The 12,470-nt window shown below is 69.3% G+C and carries 12 protein-coding genes and 2 tRNA genes; 5 read left to right on the top strand and 9 right to left on the bottom strand.

The features are described 5' to 3' along the window. Positions 1-8 precede the first annotated feature (8 nt). Positions 9-524 carry a pyridoxamine 5'-phosphate oxidase family protein gene (locus tag ABD989_RS07355; protein WP_345312958.1) on the top strand — a complete coding sequence of 172 codons (516 nt, stop codon included), beginning with the start codon at positions 9-11 and terminating at the stop codon, positions 522-524. Between the two features lie 269 nt (positions 525-793). Here the strand turns inward: ABD989_RS07355 and ABD989_RS07350 are convergent. From ABD989_RS07350 to gltX, 3 genes are all read right to left on the bottom strand, one after another. Further along, a tRNA-Glu gene (locus tag ABD989_RS07350) sits at positions 794-866 on the bottom strand. Positions 867-931: 65 nt separating this feature from the next. Further along, a tRNA-Gln gene (locus ABD989_RS07345) sits at positions 932-1,003 on the bottom strand. Positions 1,004-1,260: 257 nt separating this feature from the next. Then, complete coding sequence (gene gltX, locus ABD989_RS07340; RefSeq protein WP_246991260.1) at positions 1,261-2,733, bottom strand: glutamate--tRNA ligase; 1,473 nt, start codon at positions 2,731-2,733, stop codon at positions 1,261-1,263. 103 nt (positions 2,734-2,836) lie between these two features. Here gltX and ABD989_RS07335 point away from each other — a divergent pair, with 103 nt between their 5' ends. After that, positions 2,837-3,211 (top strand): GntR family transcriptional regulator, encoded by a 375-nt coding sequence (locus tag ABD989_RS07335; protein WP_246991262.1) that lies wholly within the window; start codon positions 2,837-2,839, stop codon positions 3,209-3,211. A 49-nt stretch (positions 3,212-3,260) separates the two neighbouring features. Beyond that, entirely contained in the window at positions 3,261-4,277 is a 1,017-nt protein-coding gene (locus ABD989_RS07330; RefSeq protein ID WP_246991264.1) for a DUF1648 domain-containing protein, read from the top strand. 22 nt (positions 4,278-4,299) lie between these two features. Here the strand turns inward: ABD989_RS07330 and ABD989_RS07325 are convergent, their stop codons facing one another. Further along, entirely contained in the window at positions 4,300-5,070 is a 771-nt protein-coding gene (locus ABD989_RS07325) for a fumarylacetoacetate hydrolase family protein (protein WP_246991267.1), read from the bottom strand. 107 nt (positions 5,071-5,177) lie between these two features. On the opposite strand from ABD989_RS07325, the gene ABD989_RS07320 reads away from it, so the two are divergent. After that, a complete protein-coding gene (locus ABD989_RS07320) occupies positions 5,178-6,392 on the top strand; it encodes an MFS transporter (RefSeq protein ID WP_345312957.1) in 1,215 nt (404 codons plus the stop codon). Between the two features lie 70 nt (positions 6,393-6,462). Here the strand turns inward: ABD989_RS07320 and ABD989_RS07315 are convergent, their stop codons facing one another. Further along, positions 6,463-7,473 carry a 3-isopropylmalate dehydrogenase gene (locus ABD989_RS07315; protein ID WP_246991268.1) on the bottom strand — a complete coding sequence of 337 codons (1,011 nt, stop codon included), beginning with the start codon at positions 7,471-7,473 and terminating at the stop codon, positions 6,463-6,465. Beyond that, entirely contained in the window at positions 7,470-9,098 is a 1,629-nt protein-coding gene (gene serA / locus ABD989_RS07310) for a phosphoglycerate dehydrogenase (RefSeq protein WP_425556495.1), read from the bottom strand. The genes ABD989_RS07315 and serA overlap by 4 nt, the downstream gene beginning before the upstream one ends. Before the next feature lie 240 nt (positions 9,099-9,338). Here serA and ABD989_RS07305 point away from each other — a divergent pair, with 240 nt between their 5' ends. After that, entirely contained in the window at positions 9,339-10,016 is a 678-nt protein-coding gene (locus ABD989_RS07305) for a S1 family peptidase (protein ID WP_246991272.1), read from the top strand. Positions 10,017-10,101: 85 nt separating this feature from the next. Here the strand turns inward: ABD989_RS07305 and ABD989_RS07300 are convergent, their stop codons facing one another. The 3 genes from ABD989_RS07300 to ABD989_RS07290 are packed head-to-tail and all read right to left on the bottom strand — an operon-like array spanning position 10,102 to position 12,325. Further along, on the bottom strand, positions 10,102-10,710 hold the full coding sequence (locus ABD989_RS07300) for an MBL fold metallo-hydrolase (protein WP_246991274.1): 609 nt from the start codon (positions 10,708-10,710) through the stop codon (positions 10,102-10,104). Then, the gene (locus tag ABD989_RS07295) at positions 10,710-11,825 is read right to left on the bottom strand and encodes an S-(hydroxymethyl)mycothiol dehydrogenase (RefSeq protein ID WP_345312956.1); all 1,116 of its coding nucleotides are present in this window, start codon (positions 11,823-11,825) and stop codon (positions 10,710-10,712) included. The genes ABD989_RS07300 and ABD989_RS07295 overlap by 1 nt, the downstream gene beginning before the upstream one ends. Before the next feature lie 59 nt (positions 11,826-11,884). Next, a complete protein-coding gene (locus ABD989_RS07290) occupies positions 11,885-12,325 on the bottom strand; it encodes an SRPBCC family protein (RefSeq protein ID WP_345312955.1) in 441 nt (146 codons plus the stop codon). Positions 12,326-12,470 lie beyond the last annotated feature (145 nt).

Raw genomic sequence — 12,470 nt, 5'->3', positions numbered from 1 at the left:
GTCGCCCTATGGGAACCAAGCAGCGGACTCAGATCGTCATGTCCGACGACGAGATCACCGACTTCATCCACCGCAACCGCACCGCCACCCTCGCCACCGTCGGCGCCGACGGTCAGCCGCACCTCGTCGCCATGTGGTTCGGCGTGGCCGAGGGCGACGGCCCCCTGCCCGAGCTGTGGTTCGAGACCAAGGCCAAGTCGCAGAAGGCCGTGAACCTGGCCCGCGACGCCCGCCTGACCGTGATGATCGAGGACGGCCTCACCTACGACACGCTCCGCGGCGTCGCCATCGAGGGCACCGCGGAGATCTTCGACGACGCCGACACCTGCCTGCAGACGGGTATCAGCGTCTGGGAGCGCTACAACGGGCCGTACACCGACGAACTGCGCCCCGCCGTCGACGCGATGATGCACAAGCGCGTCGCGGTGCGCGTGGTGCCGCAGCGGGTCCGGTCCTGGGACCACCGCAAGCTGAACCTCCCCGAGCTCCCGCTCGCCGGCAGCACCGCCCAGTTCTACAGCTGAACCCTCGACAGGCTCGGGACGGCGCCCTACGACAGGTTCAGGGCTGCGCCCTACGACGGGCTCGGGGAGGCGCCCTTCGACAGGCTCGGGGAGTGGGCGGGAAGCTCAGGGAGCGGGGAGCCGGGGTCGCTCCGATACGAAAGGGCCCACTCGCTTCGAGTAGCCCCGACGGGACTCCGTCGCTTCGCTCCTCCTCGAATCGCTCTGCTGAATATACAAATGAGGAAGACCCCCGGATCGCATAGCGATCCGGGGGTCTTCCTCATTTGTAGCCCCGACGGGATTCGAACCCGCGCTACCGCCTTGAGAGGGCGGCGTCCTAGGCCGCTAGACGACGGGGCCCTAGAACATGCCGACGTGAGCCGGCTATTCGGTTGTGAGGCGCACAGGTATCCCTGTACATCTCGCTGGGGTACCAGGACTCGAACCTAGAATGGCGGTACCAGAAACCGCTGTGTTGCCAATTACACCATACCCCAAGGGTTTTCCCGGAACTTCCGCAGCGAACTCGCTGCGTCGTTCCGAACCGAGAAGAAGATTACCAACACACCACCCCTAAACTACAAATCGTGTGGTCAGAGGGGGTAAATCTGGCCTCAACGACAATCGGCGGCAGGCGATCGCACGGCATCGAGGCGCACTCACCGTGCCCGGCCGACATACCGCGGGACCGATGCGATTCGCCCGCCGTGATGAACTTCACAGCGGGCGAATCGGGTCGAACTGCGCCTCGCGGCTACTCGGCGGCCGCGGCGACGGCGCGGGCCTGCGCCAGGCGGCGCAGCGTCTTCTCGCGGCCGAGGATCTCCATCGACTCGAAGAGTGGCGGGCTGATCGCGGCGCCGGTGACGCCGACGCGCACCGGACCGTACGCCTTGCGCGGCTTGAGCTCCAGGCCGTCGATCAGCGCGGCCTTGAGGGCCTCCTCGAGGGCCGGGGTGGTCCACTCCCCGACCGCCTCGCACGCGACGATGGTCGCGTCGAGCACCGGCACCGCGTCGGCCTTGAGGTTCTTGGCGGCCGACTTCTCGTCGAAGCCGAAGTCCTCGTCGCTGACGTAGGCGAACTTCATCAGGTCCCACGCCTCGCTCAGCACCTGGATGCGGGTCTGCACCAGGTCGGCCAGCGGCGCGAACACGGCGTCGTCGATCGGCTCGTCCAGGTGGCCGTGCTCGACGAGGAAGTGGCGCAGGCGGCCGGCGAAGTCGGCCGGGGTGAGGCGCCGGATGTGCTCGGCGTTGATCGCGTCGGCCTTGCGCTGGTCGAAGCGGGCCGGGTTGGAGTTGACGTTGCGGACGTCGAAGGCGGCGATCATCTCGTCGAGGGTAAAGATGTCGTTGTCGCCGGACAGTCCCCAGCCGAGCAGCGCGAGGTAGTTGATCAGACCCTCGGGCAGGAAGCCGCGGTCGCGGTGGTGGAACAGGCTCGACTCGGGGTCGCGCTTGGACAGCTTCTTGTTGCCCTCGCCCATCACGAACGGCAGGTGCCCGAACTCCGGGACACCGTCGGCCACGCCGATGGCCTCCAGCGCGCGGTAGAGCGCGATCTGGCGCGGCGTGGACGAGAGCAGGTCCTCGCCGCGCAGCACGTGGGTGATCTTCATCATGGCGTCGTCGACCGGGTTCACCAGCGTGTACAGCGGGTCACCGGAGCCGCGGGTCAACGCGAAGTCGGGCACCGTGCCGGCCTTGATGACGGTGGTGCCGCGGACGAGGTCGTCCCAGGAGATGTCCTCGTCGGGCATCCGCAGGCGGATCACCGGCTTACGACCGTCGGCGCGGTGCTGCGCACGCTGCTCATCGGTCAGATCGCGATCGAAGTTGTCGTAGCCGAGCTTGGGATCGCGGCCCGCGCTCTTGTGCCGCTCCTCCACCTCCTCGGGCGTGGAGTAGGCCTCGTAGGCGTATCCGGCCTCCACCAGGCGATCGACGACGTCGAGGTGGAGCTGCTTGCGCTCGGACTGACGGTACGGGCCGTACGGGCCGCCCACTTCGGGACCCTCGTCCCAGTTCAGGCCCAGCCAGCGCAGTGCATCCAGGATGGCCTCGTAGCTCTCCTGGGTGTCACGGGCGGCGTCGGTGTCTTCGATGCGGAAGACGAAGGTGCCGCCGTCGTGGCGGGCCTGCGCGAAGTTGAACAGCGCGGTCCGGGCCAGGCCGACATGCGGGGTTCCGGTGGGTGAAGGACAGAAGCGAACGCGGACAGTCATGCAGGTCAGCGTAGTGGAACGCCACCGCCGATGGCGACGCGGGAGCCCGGATCCCCCGAGTGAGGATTTGCACGCTTGTTATAGGTGAACTAGAACTATTGGTGTGTTGTTTCGCCTTCGACCGGACAGCGACGATCCGCTGTTCACTCAGCTCGCCGACGCGGTGCGCGCGCAACTGTGCGCGGGCCGGTTGGCGCCCGGCGACCGCCTGCCCGCTGCCCGCGAGGTGGCCGACGCACTGGAGGTCAACGTGCACACCGTGCTCCGGGCCTACCAGGATCTCCGCGACGAAGGCCTGGTGGAACTGCGCCGCGGCCGCGGCGCGGTGGTCACCGACGCGGGCGCACACCTGCAGTCCCTCAACGACGACATCGCCGCGCTGATCGCGAAATCCGGCGCCCTGTCGATCCACCCCGAAACCCTGTCCGCCCTCGTGAAGGAGGCCGCTCGTGCCCACCCCGCCCCGCCCGAACCGTGATCCGAGCCCGAGGCAGGACACCGCTCCCGAGCCGATGACCCCTCAACCGATGACCGCGGAACAGATGGCGCGCCGGCGCCCGCTGATCGCGTTCACCACCGTCGCCATCCTCGCCCCGCTCCTTCTCCTCGGGATCGCGACGGCCGTGCAGATCTCCCTGCTCGGCTCGCTGCCCAGCGAGGTGGCCGTGCACTGGGACATCGGCGGACAGCCCGACCGGTATCTCCCGGCGTGGTCGCTGCCGCTGATGACCGCACTCCTCGGCGTCAGCATGGTCGTCCTGCTCACGGTGCCGGCTCGACGCTCGCTCGCGGCCGGCGACGCCGGGGCGTCCTACCGGGTCCTCGGCGGCCTGTCGCTGGGCCTGAGCACGTTGATCGCCGTCATCTTCACCGCCACCGCCTGGTATCAGACCGATGGCGGCACCGTCCCCATCGTGGGCCTCGCGATGACGAGTGCGGCCCTCGCCCTGGCCGCAGGCGTGGTCGCGGCCCTGTCGCTGCCGATTCCGCCGCACGCCGAACGCACCGTGCCGGCGACCCCGCTCACTCTCGACCCCGACGAGCAGGCAGCCTGGCTGCGCACCACCACCGCCTCGCGCGGCACCGTGGGCCTGGCCGCCGCCGCCTTCGTCATGGGGCTGCTGGCGACGATCTTCAGCTGGGCCGACGGCCAGAGCGACAGCTACGTGATCGGCTCGGCCGTCGTCACGATCCTGGTCGCGGTGGCCGTGGCCACCACCGTCGCCTACCGGGTGCGAGTCTCCGCCGACGGTCTGCGCGTGGCCTCGGTCGCGGGTCTGCCGCGCTTCCACGTGCCGCTCGACGACATCGCCGAGGTGGCGGTCAATCCGGACGTGCGTCCGATCGGCGACTACGGCGGCTACGGCATCCGCTGGCGCGGGAAGACCACCGCGGTGGTGCCGCGCGGCGGATCGGCGATCGTCGTTCGACGCAGCAGCGGGCGGAGCTTCGCCGTGGTGGTCGACGACGCCGACGCCGGCGCCGCGCTGCTCTCCGCGCTCGCCGACCGCCACCGCCAGGCGGACGACGCCGGACCTCGCTGACACAGACTTCTCGCCGCGGGACCTACTTGTCGACGACCGGGTTGGAGAGGGTACCGATGCCCTCCACCGTCACCGAGACCTGCTGACCGGCCACCATCGGGCCCACGCCTGCGGGGGTTCCGGTGAGGATCACATCACCGGGCATCAGGGTCATCACGGCCGAGACCCACTCGATGATGTCGCCGACGCTGTGCAGCATCAGCGAGGTCCGGCTGGACTGGCGGACCTCGCCGTCCAGCGACGTGGAGATCGCCAGATCCGCAGGATCCAGCGCAGTCTCGATCCACGGGCCCAGCGGGCAGAAGGTGTCGTAGCCCTTGCCGCGCGTCCACTGGCCGTCGTACTTCTGCTGATCGCGGGCGGTCACATCGTTGGCGATGGTGTAGCCGAGGATCACGCTCGCCGCCTGCGCGGCCTTCACGTCCTTGCAGGGGCGGCCGATCACCACGGCGAGCTCGCCCTCGTAGTCGACCCGCTCGGACGACGGCGGACGCACGATCGGCACGCCCGGGCCGATGATCGAGGTGCTGGGCTTGAGGAAGATCACCGGGTCCACGGGCGCCTCGCCGCCCATCTCCTGGGCGTGCTCGGCGTAGTTCTTGCCGATCGCGACGATCTTGCTGGCCAGGATCGGCGCGAGCAGACGGGTCTGGCTCAGCGGCCAGCTGCGGCCGGTGAAGGTGGGATCGCCGAAGGGATGCTCGGCGATCTCGCGCACCACCTCCGCGCCCTGCTCGCCTTCCACGGCCACAAAGGCCATTCCGTCCGGGGTCGCGACTCGAGCCAGTTTCATAGCGCCAGATTAGCGCAGGCAGTCGCGTCCGCGACGGCTCGGCAGGTGTTCTATACTCTGATACAGCAATCCCAATTAATGAGACGCTGCCAACGAAGGGGGCTTCCGTGCACGCGACGACAGCCGCGCTGACGAGCCGACGACGCTGGGCCATCCTGGTCTGCGCCCTCATCGCCGCGCTCACCGCCACTGCCGCCACCAGTGGCTTCGCCTATGTGATTCCGCAGTTGCAGGCCACCGGCATGACCCTGGGCACAGCCTCCCTGCTGGCCGCCGTCCCCACCGTCGGCATCACCGCCGCCATCATCGCGTGGGGCTGGGCGCTGGATCGCTTCGGCGAGCGCCGCATTCTGCTCGTCTCGCTGTCGATCACCACCCTGGGCACCCTCGGCGCCGTCGTAGCCGTCGCCACCGACGCCGGCCACCTCGCGCTGGGTGCGGCGCTGCTGATCGGTGGCATCGGGTCGGGCGCGGCCAACGGCGCCAGCGGCCGCATCGTCGTCGGCTTCTTCCCCGCCGACCAGCGCGGCACCGCGATGGGCATCCGGCAGATGGCGCAGCCGCTCGGCATCGCCGTGCTGGCACTGACCATGCCCGTGCTGGCCGGACGCGTATCGGTGGCCGCGGCGCTCGCCGTGCCCGCGGTGGTGGCCGCCCTCGGCCTGATCGTGGTGTACCTCGGGATCGTCGACCCGGAGCTGCCGCCGTCGCAGCTGACCGCCCTGCCGACCGAGAACCCGTACCGTTCCGGCGCGTACCTGTGGCGCATCCACGCGTTCAGCGTGCTGCTGGTGATCGGGCAGAGCCTGCTGTGGACCTTCGTCCCGGCCTGGCTGATCCTGGCGCAGGGCTGGAGTCCGCTGAGCGCGGGCGTCCTGGTGACGGTGACCCAGATCCTCGGCGCCGTCGGACGCATCGTGGCCGGCCGGGTGTCCGACGTGGTGGGCTCCCGCATGTTGCCGGTCCGCGTGATCGCGGTGGCCGCCGCGGTGACCCTGGGGCTGCTGGCGCTGACCGACCAGTTCGACTCGGCGCTGGCCCCGGTGCTGATGGTGCTGGCGTCGATCGCCACCGTCGCCGACAACGGGCTGGCGTTCACCGCGATCGCCGAGACCGCGGGCCCGTTCTGGAGCGGCCGGGCACTCGGAGTGCAGAACACCGCCCAGTTCGTCACCATCGCGGTCACCACGCCGGTGCTGGGCGTGCTGATCGAACGCGTCGGCTACTCGGCGGCCTTCGCGATCGTCGCGGCCGCCCCGGTGCTGGCGCTGCCGCTGATTCCGGCCGACCCGGAGCGGAACGAGGAGCCGGTGCTCGACTGAACCGCAAACGACGATGACTGCGGGCCCGGAACCCCGGGCCGCGCAGTCATCGTCGTGTACGTGCGGTGGATCAGACCAGCGCGAGGATCCGGTCGCCGACCTCGGTGGTCGAGCCGCGGGTCTCGCCGCGCGAGGCGACGTCGGAGGCCACGGCGGCCTCCACGCGGGCCGCGCCGTCCACGTCACCGAGGTGACGCAGCAGCAGCGCGACCGACAGGATCGCGGCGGTCGGATCGGCGAGGTTCTGGCCGGCGATGTCCGGGGCGCTGCCGTGCACCGGCTCGAACATCGACGGGCTCACGCCCGCGGCGTCGATGTTGCCCGACGCCGCCAGACCGATGCCGCCGGTGACCGCGGCCGCCAGGTCGGTGATGATGTCGCCGAACAGGTTGTCGGTGACGATCACGTCGAAGCGAGCCGGGTCGGTGACCATGAAGATGGTCGCCGCGTCGATGTGCAGGTAGTCGGTCGCGACCTCGGGGAACTCGCGGCCCACCTCGTCGACGGTCCGCGCCCACATGGAGCCGGCGAAGGTCAGCACGTTGTTCTTGTGCACCAGCGTCAGCTTCTTGCCGCGGGCCTGGGCGCGCGCGAAGGCGTCCCGGACCACGCGCTCGATACCGAAGCGGGTGTTCACGCTGACCTCGGTGGCGACCTCGTGCGGCGTGCCGACGCGCAGGGCGCCGCCGTTGCCGGTGTACGGGCCTTCGGTGCCCTCGCGGACCACGACGAAGTCGATCTTGCCCGGGTTCGCGAGCGGCGAGGCCACGCCGTCGAACAGGATCGACGGACGCAGGTTCACGTGATGATCCATCAGGAACCGCAGCTTCAGCAGAAAGCCGCGTTCCAGGATGCCCGAGGGCACCGACGGATCGCCGATCGCGCCGAGCAGGATCGCGTCGTGCTCGCGCAGCGACGCCAGGTCCTCGTCGGTCAGCAGCTCACCGGTCGCGTGGTAGCGACGGGCGCCGAAATCGAACTCGGTGGTCTCCACCTCGGGGTGCAGCTTGGTGAGCACCCGCAGGGCCTGGTCGACGACCTCGGGGCCGATGCCGTCACCGGGGATCAGAGCGATTTTCACGAGAAGTCCACCTGCTTGATCAGGGTCGCCGACACGGCGTCGGCGACGGCGGCGACGGTGTCCTCGTCGACGGCGCGGTCCAGGCGCAGGATCGTGGTGGCGCCGGGGCCCTCCAGGTCCTGGGCCAGACCGGCGGCGCAGATGTCGACGCCGGCGTTACCGAGCAGGGTGCCGATCTTGCCGAGCGTGCCGGGCTGATCGGAGTAGCTGATGATGAGGTTCTTGCCCTCGGCACGCAGGTCGAAGTTGCGACCGTTGATGTTGACGATCTTCTCCACCTCGCGGGGCTCGGTGAGCGTGCCCGCCACGTTGACGTGGCTGCCGTCGCCGAAGACCGCGCGCACGTCGATCATGCTGCGGTGGTTGGGGCTCTCGGTGGCGGTGGTGACCTCCCAGTCCACACCGCGTTCGGCGGCGACGCTGGGCGCGTTCACGAAGGTGACCGGCTCGTCGACGATGGCCGAGAACAGGCCGCGGGTGGCCGACAGGCCCAGGACCTTCACGTCGCGGGCCGCGAGCTCGCCGCGGATCTCCACGGTGACCGCGGTCGGCTGCGCCTCGCCGAGGATGCCGACCAGCTGGCCGAGCTTGCGGGACAGGTCCAGCCAGGGAGCCACCTCGTCGTCGACGGGACCGCCGGTGATGTTCACGGCGTCGGGCACGAACTGCCCGGACAGCGCAAGCTGCACGCTCTTGGCCACGTCGGTGCCCGCGCGATCCTGCGCTTCGGCGGTGGAGGCGCCCAGGTGCGGGGTCACCACGACCTGCTCGAGGTCGAACAGCGGCGAGTCGGTGCACGGCTCGGTCGCGAACACGTCGAAGGCGGCGGCCCGGACGTGGCCGGACTCGAGTGCCGCGGCCAGTGCGGCCTCGTCGATCAGACCGCCGCGCGCGGCGTTGACGATGATGACGCCCGGCTTGGTGCGCGCGAGGGCGGCTTCGTCGATCAGGCCCGCGGTCTCCGCGGTCTTGGGCAGGTGCATGGTGATGAAGTCGGCGCGCTCGAGCAGCTCGTCCAGGCTCACCAGCTCGATTCCCAGCTGGGCGGCACGGGCCGCCGAGACGTACGGGTCGTACGCGATCAGGTGGGTCTCGAAGGCGCCGAGACGAGCGGCCACGAGCTGGCCGATGCGGCCCAGGCCCACCACGCCGACGGTCTTGTCGAACAGCTCCACACCGTTAAACGACGACCGCTTCCAGGTCTTGTCCTTCAGGGTGGCGTCGGCGGCGGGCACCTGACGGGCGGCGGCCATCAGCAGCGCGACGGCGTGCTCAGCGGCCGAGTGGATGTTGGAGGTGGGCGCGTTGACCACCATCACGCCGCGCTCGGTCGCGGCCGGGACGTCGACGTTGTCCAGGCCGACGCCGGCCCGCGCGATGATCTTCAGGTTCGGGCCCGCGTCGAGCACCTCGGCGTCGACGGTGGTGGCCGAACGCACCAGCAGCGCGTCAGCGTCGACGACGGCCTCGAGCAGCTTCGGACGATCGGGACCGTCGACCCAGCGAACCTCGACGTCGTTGCCGAGCGCCTCAACGGTGGACGGAGCGAGCTTGTCGGCGATCAGGACAACAGGACGGCTGGATGCGGTCACTAGGGGTATCTCCAGATTCGATCGGTGCGGCATGAGCGGACACATGCATCTAACGCGACTATTTTAAGCGTGTCGACGGCGGCGGGCACAGTCGGCCGTCGGCCGATGTGGTGTCCGACACCCGAAACAGGGTAGATTCCTTTAGCGTGTCTCGTTTAGGACACGGCTTGCGTAGCCGCGCCTTCTCACCTAGCGGGAATCGGGGGGACCCTGAATAGACTGGGCACGTCCGCGACGCCTCGGCGTCGAGAACATGACGAGTGGAGTAATTACATGAAGAAGACCTCTTTGGTCTTCGCGGCCATCATTGCCGCGATCCTGTCCCTCACCGGGATCGGACTGGGCACGAGTACGGCCGCCACACCGAAGACTTCACTCGGCGGCGGCTCGGGGATCCTGGTCCTCAAGGGCGGCAACTCCGCTTCGGCGTGCACCGTCACCGCCGTGGGCCACCCGACGTCCGGCGCGAACAAGGGTCGGCTGATCGCACTGACCGCCGGACACTGCGGCAAGCCGGGCCAGCAGATCCTCTCCGAGCGTGCGCAGAACCGCGGCGTCATCGGCACCATCACCCGCAGCTACAGCGACATCGACGTGGCCGTCATCGAGCTCGACGCCGCCAAGGTGCGCCCCGTCCGCACCGTCGGCGGTGTGACCATCAAGCGCATCAGCACCCGCCCGGTCAGCTTCCCCACCATCGTCTGCAAGGAAGGCCGCACCACCGGCAACACGTGCGGCGTCACCTGGTTCTCGGACCGGACCGCGCACTTCTCGCAGATGTGCGTGATCGAAGGCGACTCGGGCAGCCCCGTCGTCGTCGGCGACACCCTGGTCGGCATGGTCAACGCCTACTACTTCGTGTCCTGCATCGGCCCGGAGACCGGCACCAACATGAACACCATCCTCCGTCGCCTGAACGCGACCGGCTACTCCGGATTCAAGGTGGTCTGACGCGCCTGCGGCGCAGCGGAACGACGACAAGCAGAAGGGCGGCCCGGGATTTCTCCCGGGCCGCCCTTCGCGTTCGTGGACAGCGCTAGCCGAGCGCCGCCTTCTCCGCACCGATGGTGGTGCTGTCGCCGTGTCCGGTGTGCACCACGGTGTCGTCGGGCAGGTCGTACAGGCGGCGGCGGATGGAGTCCTCCAGCACTTCACGGCTGGAGAACGACCGACCGGTGGCGCCCGGCCCGCCGTGGAACAGGGTGTCGCCGGTGAACAGGACGCCCAACTCGGGGGCGTACAGGCACACCCCGCCCGGCGCATGACCGGGCGTGTGGATCACGGTGAGGACGGTGCCGCCGACCTCGATCTGCTGGCCGTCGGTCAGATCCGCGTCCCAGGCCACGCCGGGGTGGGTGAGCTCCCACAGCGGCGCGTCGTCCGGGTGCAGCCAGATCGGCGCACCGGTGATGGCCGCCAGCGCCGGGGCGTACCGCACGTGGTCGTCGTGCGCGTGGGTGCACACGATCGCGGTGACCTTGCGGCCGGCGATCACCTCGAGGATCTCCTCGACCGAGTGCGGAGCGTCGAGCACGATGCACTCGTCGTCGTCGCCGATCACCCAGACGTTGTTGTCCACGTCGAAGGTCTCTCCGTCCAGGCTGAACGTGCCCGAGGTGACGCCGTGGTCGATGCGGGCGGTCATCAGATCACCACCACCGAGCGCAGCACGTCGCCGTGGTGCATCTTCTCGAACGCCGCCTCCACGTCGCCGATACCGATCTCCTCGGTGACGAAGGCATCCAGATCGAGTCGTCCGTCGCGGTACAGGTCGACGAGCATCGGGAAGTCCCGGCTGGGCAGGCAGTCGCCGTACCAGCTGGACTTGAGCGCCCCGCCGCGCCCGAAGACGTCGCCCAGCGGGATCTCCGGCACGGTCATTCCCGGGTTCGGCACACCCACCAGCACCAGCGTGCCGGCCAGGTCGCGGGCGTAGAAGCCCTGCTTCCAGGTGGCCGGGATGCCGACGGCGTCGACCACCACGTCGGCGCCCTCGGCGCCCGGGTAGTACTTGTCGCAGATCTCCGCGATCGCCTCCACCGGATCGACCTTCGACGAGTCGATGGTGTGGGTGGCACCCAGCTTGGCGGCGGCTTCCAGCTTCTTGGCGTCGATGTCGACGGCGATGATCGGCATCGAGCCGGCCAGCGCGCCGCCGGCGATCGCCGCCACGCCCACGCCGCCGCAGCCGATCACGGCCAGCGACTTGCCGCGGCCCGCGCCGCCGGTGTTGATCGCCGCACCGAGGCCGGCCATCACACCGCAGCCGAGCAGACCGGCCGCCGCAGGACGAGCCTCCGGATCCACCTTGGTGCACTGCCCGGCAGCCACCAGCGTCTTCTCCGCGAACGCGCCGATGCCCAGCGCCGGCGACAGTTCGGTGCCCGCGTCCTCGCCGTCGGCGATCGTCATCTTCTGCGTCGCGTTCTTGGAAGCGAAGCAGTACTGCTGCTCGCCCCGCTTGCAGGCGCGGCACTCACCGCACACCGCGCGCCAGTTGAGCACCACGAAGTCGCCCGGGGCCACCTCGGTGACGTCGTCGCCGACGGCTTCGACGATGCCTGCGGCCTCGTGGCCGAGCAGGAACGGGAACTCGTCGTTGATGCCGCCCTCGCGGTAGTGCAGATCGGTGTGGCAGACGCCGCAGGTCAGGATCTTCACCACTGCCTCCCCCGGCCCCGGATCGGGTACGACGATGTCGACGGTCTCCACGGGTGCACCCTTGGCGCGGGCGATGACGCCCTTGACGATCTGGCTCATTTCAACTCTCTTCAATCAGCTTCTGGTGCGGTGACGGGTCGGTGCCGAAGCCCCGACGATCAGCCTTCGATGGCTGCTTTGACTTTGGTCTCGGTGTGCTTGACCGCCTGGTCGACGAACGGGCCCATCAGCCCGCCGAGTACCTTCCCGGCCAGTCCGCCGGGCAGGGTGTAGCCGAACTCGGCCAGCAGCAGCGTGGTGCCCGGCTCGTCGCCGTCGGCGAACGACCAGCACGTGTCGGCGCCGAAACCGGCGATCGACTCCATGCGGATGATCTCGTTCGCGGTCCACTCGACGCATTTCACCTGGGCTGTGAGTTCTTTCGGCCCCACCTTGATGGCCGTCTCGAACGTCGATCCCAGCCCGGACGTCTGCTCGGTGAGCGGGCTGAAGCGGCCCACGCCGAACATGAACTCGGGCACGTTGCGGTAGTCGTCGATGTACGCGAACACCTTCTCCCGCGGCCCGTCGATGACTACTTCGTGGCGGACTTGACCCATGAGCGACTCCTGAATTCGTCTGCGGTGCACGCGGTTCGACGACAACCGTCGACCGCGGTGTGGCCTCGGCCGAATGGTAGCCGGTCTCCTCCCCTGCTGTGCCGCCCGGCATGGAAGCCCCGAGGATATGCACAGAACGGATGCG

It is taken from the genome of Gordonia alkaliphila (assembly GCF_039542465.1).
In the GTDB taxonomy this organism is placed as follows: Bacteria; Actinomycetota; Actinomycetes; order Mycobacteriales; family Mycobacteriaceae; genus Gordonia; species Gordonia alkaliphila.
The sequence above is the reverse complement of the archived record's forward strand: the minus strand, read 5'-3'. Positions and strand labels throughout refer to the sequence as shown.

Coding starts and splice junctions, on each gene's coding strand:
- ABD989_RS07355 (WP_345312958.1), top strand. CDS start 9: ATGGGAACCAAGCAGCGGACTCAGATCGTCATGTCCGACGACGAGATC.
- gltX (WP_246991260.1), bottom strand. CDS start 2,733: ATGACTGTCCGCGTTCGCTTCTGTCCTTCACCCACCGGAACCCCGCAT.
- ABD989_RS07330 (WP_246991264.1), top strand. CDS start 3,261: ATGACCGCGGAACAGATGGCGCGCCGGCGCCCGCTGATCGCGTTCACC.
- ABD989_RS07325 (WP_246991267.1), bottom strand. CDS start 5,070: ATGAAACTGGCTCGAGTCGCGACCCCGGACGGAATGGCCTTTGTGGCC.
- serA (WP_425556495.1), bottom strand. CDS start 9,098: ATGCCGCACCGATCGAATCTGGAGATACCCCTAGTGACCGCATCCAGC.
- ABD989_RS07305 (WP_246991272.1), top strand. CDS start 9,339: ATGAAGAAGACCTCTTTGGTCTTCGCGGCCATCATTGCCGCGATCCTG.
- ABD989_RS07300 (WP_246991274.1), bottom strand. CDS start 10,710: ATGACCGCCCGCATCGACCACGGCGTCACCTCGGGCACGTTCAGCCTG.
- ABD989_RS07295 (WP_345312956.1), bottom strand. CDS start 11,825: ATGAGCCAGATCGTCAAGGGCGTCATCGCCCGCGCCAAGGGTGCACCC.
- ABD989_RS07290 (WP_345312955.1), bottom strand. CDS start 12,325: ATGGGTCAAGTCCGCCACGAAGTAGTCATCGACGGGCCGCGGGAGAAG.